The organism is Arenibacter sp. 6A1, from assembly GCF_012272855.1.
Classification (GTDB): Bacteria; Bacteroidota; Bacteroidia; order Flavobacteriales; family Flavobacteriaceae; genus Arenibacter.
In genome coordinates, this window is record NZ_JAAXCQ010000041.1 from 1 (window position 1) to 3,510 (window position 3,510).

Consider the following 3,510-nt stretch of genomic DNA (forward strand, 5'->3'; position numbering starts at 1 on the left):
ACTACAAACGTTAAGTTTCATTATCGAACCGCCGTATACGAGACCCGTACGTACGGTGGTGTGAGGGGTGCACTCCGTCATTAGATGGCGGAGCCATCCACTCGATTACCCACAGTATTTATTTTAAAATCTTGTTCATATATATGTTGGATATAATTAGAACTCCCATAAGGATTACAAGTAAAAGCATAATAAAGATAGAATCCTTATGTTTGATATGTGCGATTAAAGCCGTTATTAAAAATAATCCTACACCTGTATATGTCCATTCTTTTAGTTGCAAAGAAGCAAATGGTATTAGTAATATTATTGCAGCTAACAATTTTAAAATTGCTAATTCTAGCCTGAAAAAATCAGGAAACCCTAAGGCTTTAATCCCTTGAATTGTACTTTTACTGAATATATAACTATAAGAACTTAAGAAGAGGAAAGCTGATATAATTACTGTTGAAGACCAATAAATTGCTTTCATACTATAAAAAACTATCAGTAATTTGTTTCACCAATTTAGTACCATCTGGGTCTGCTTTTGTTTTTAGCTCACAAAAATCTTCTGCCCATTTTGAAGTTCGGATTCTTAAAGGAGGATTTTCATTTTCAGTAATATCTAAAATTACTTCTGCTACTTCTAGACCTGTTTGGTAAACTTGTTCTTTACTTTCTGTAGCTCTTTTTTGATTTCCAGCCATATATCTTTCGAATATTGGTAAGTATTCACCAGTTACAAATTGTCCTTCGACAGCTGTTTTTTCAATAGCAGAGGTCATAAATTCGGTGGCTATTCCACCAGGTTCAACACAAGTAATCTTAATATTAAAGGCATCACTAACATAGGCTGTAAGTCCTTCCATAAAACCTTCAACGGCAAATTTTGCACCGCAATATAATTCATTAAAAGGTTGTCCAACTAAACCACCAACAGAAGTGATGCTAATTATTTGACCAGATTTTTGTTTTCTCATATAAGGCAGTACGGCTTGTGTGCAAAATACAACTCCGTGATAATTTACGTCAGTAACCCATCTGATTTCTTCCTCAGAAGCCTGCTCAGTTGTTTTCGCAAAACCAGCACCTGCGTTATTCACTAATACATCTATTTTTCCATCTTTTTCTATAATAGTTTTTACGGCTGATGCTATTGAATCTATTTTTGTTACATCTAAAGGAAGTATTTCTATATTGAGATTTTCTTCCTGAATTTTCTGTTTAAGCTTTTCCGATTTTTCAAGATTTCGCATTGTAGCGTAAACTTTGTAGTTGTTTTTAGCAAATAGAATAGCACTTTCAAATCCTACGCCTGTTGATGTTCCTGTGATTAATACATTTTTAGTCATAATTGTTATTTTGCGGAACGAACGTTCATTCCAATTTGTTGATAAATTTTTTTATTCTTTGATGGCGTCCCAAACCATAGTTACTTGATTTTTAAGGGAGGCTTGTTTTTTCTCTGTTTGTGTTTGATTAAAATACCATTTTAAATATGATAAAATAGCTCCACCTATAAACATTAAAATTTCTTCAATGTTGATGTTTTTAATAATGCGTTGTTGTTTTCCCAACATTAAAAGTTCAAAAACAGGAGTAATAGATTTTCGACCTTCTTCTTTGCTCTTTTCCGTTATAATAGGAGATGCTTGTAGTTGCTCCATAAATCGGAAATAGTTAGGATTGTTAATAAAGAAAGTAACAGCAATAGTAAAATAGTTTTCAAATTGAGTTTTGATTGGCTTATCCGATTCAAAATTCTCAAAGAGTAATTTTTCCTGCTTTTTTATATCAGTGTAAATTTCATTAATTAAGGCTTCTTTGTTTGGGAAATAGTTATAAATAGTTCCCATTCCAGTTTTTGCTGCTTTTCCAATAGCAGACATCGGAGTATTATGAACTCCTTTTTCTACAAGTAGCTCAAGTGCAGAAGTTAATATGATTTGTTTCTTATTCACTTTGCAAATATATAACAATTGGAATAATTATTCCAAATATTAATGATTTTTTTGGAATTGGTAGTGATTTTATATTGTGGGTAACGTTCTCGTATATGGTTTCGTTTTGTTTTAAGTAAGGCGACCGCAGCGAAGCAGTTTTGCCCACTTATCCCCTACATTTTAGCACTATCTCGATAGCAAAATAGCGGAGGGCGCCGAAACAATGTCTCAATTTAGGAAATATATTGTTTGTAAGAAAATTTTTCAACACGCTATACGGCAAAATGAACCATATGCATTGTTGGCAAATCGTAAGTGTATAAAAAATTCTATTGAGGGTAATCGACATGATCCGGCCGTACATATCGCTTGAAGGGTTACAATTGTTCAATTCGAAAGGTTACATTGTTCTGATGAAGGCATCTACACAGGAGCTATTATCCTTGTTTTAATCCATAAAAACTCCAAAATTGGAACTCATTTTCATTAGTAGAGAATCTATGTCAAGGGTCAGAATTGCTCAACCCATTGATTTGCCAGGTTACTTTCAAGACGTAAGGTGACATTCTACTGAAAAAGGCATCTACACGGGAGCAATTATCCTTTCTTTAATCCATAAAAAGCCTAAAAAAAGGCATTTACTTTCCTCTGGAGAGAAAGTTTGTTAAGGGTGACTCCCGCTTATGTTTGCCAACGTTCTCGTATATGGTTTCGTTTTGTTTTAAGTAAGGCGGCCGCAGCGAAGCAGTTTTGCCCACTTATCCCCTACATTTTAGCAAAATCTCGATAGCAAAATAGCGGAGGGCGCCGAAACAATGTCTCAATTTAGGAAATATATTGTTTGTAAGAAAATTTTTCAACACGCTATACGGCAAAATGAACCATATGCATTGTTGGCAAATCGTAAGTGTACAAAAAATTCTATTGAGGGTAATCGACATGATCCGGCCGTACATATCGCTTGACGGGTCACAATTGTTCAATTCGAAAAGTTACATTGTTGTGATGAAGGCATCTACACAGGATCAATTATCCTTGTTTTAATCCATAAAACTTCCAAAAATGGAACTCATTTTCATTAGTAGAGAATCTATGTCAAGGGTCAGAATTGCTCAACCCTTTGATTTGCCAGGTTACTTTCAAGACGTAAGGTGACATTCTACTGAAAAAGGCATCTACACGGGTGCAATTATCCTTTCTTTAATTCATAAAAAGCCTAAAAAAGGCATTTACTTTCCTCTGGAGAGAAAGTTTGTTAAGAGTGACTCCTGCTTATGTTTGCCAACGTTCTCGTATAAGGCCAGTAAGTTTCTTTCCGGTTACTGTAATATTATTTACTGGTAATAAAACAAGCTGTTTTTTCAAACTGCTTGTGGCTTCAAGCTAAGAAATAGTGGGCGAACCGAGCCGCAAACTAGCTGAGCCCTCTATTTCCTGGAATGCCCCTTAAGGGTTTATAAACTTATTGGCCTTATACATTGTGTGTGCCCAGCATGGGCATCTTTTATCTACTGCAAAGTAGATAATTAATCTAGAGGGTGCAAGTCCCTTATGGGCAGGGGTAACGCCTTGAACCATTAGTAAG

3 protein-coding genes are annotated in these 3,510 nt (G+C 34.9%); all 3 read right to left on the reverse strand.

Features of this window, described 5'->3' with window-relative positions; all coding sequences use genetic code 11:
- Positions 1–118: 118 nt before the first annotated feature.
- From HCG49_RS18310 to HCG49_RS18715, 3 genes are read right to left on the reverse strand one after another with little or no spacing between them, the layout of a single operon-like run.
- Positions 119–472 carry a DoxX family protein gene (locus HCG49_RS18310; protein ID WP_168470928.1) on the reverse strand — a complete coding sequence of 118 codons (354 nt, stop codon included), beginning with the start codon at positions 470–472 and terminating at the stop codon, positions 119–121.
- Position 473: 1 nt separating this feature from the next.
- Positions 474–1,334, reverse strand: coding sequence for an SDR family oxidoreductase (locus HCG49_RS18315; RefSeq protein ID WP_168470929.1), 861 nt, complete (start codon positions 1,332–1,334; stop codon positions 474–476).
- Positions 1,335–1,385: 51 nt separating this feature from the next.
- Positions 1,386–1,943, reverse strand: a complete 558-nt coding sequence (locus HCG49_RS18715; RefSeq protein WP_168470930.1) for a TetR/AcrR family transcriptional regulator — start codon at positions 1,941–1,943, stop codon at positions 1,386–1,388.
- Positions 1,944–3,510: the final 1,567 nt, after the last annotated feature.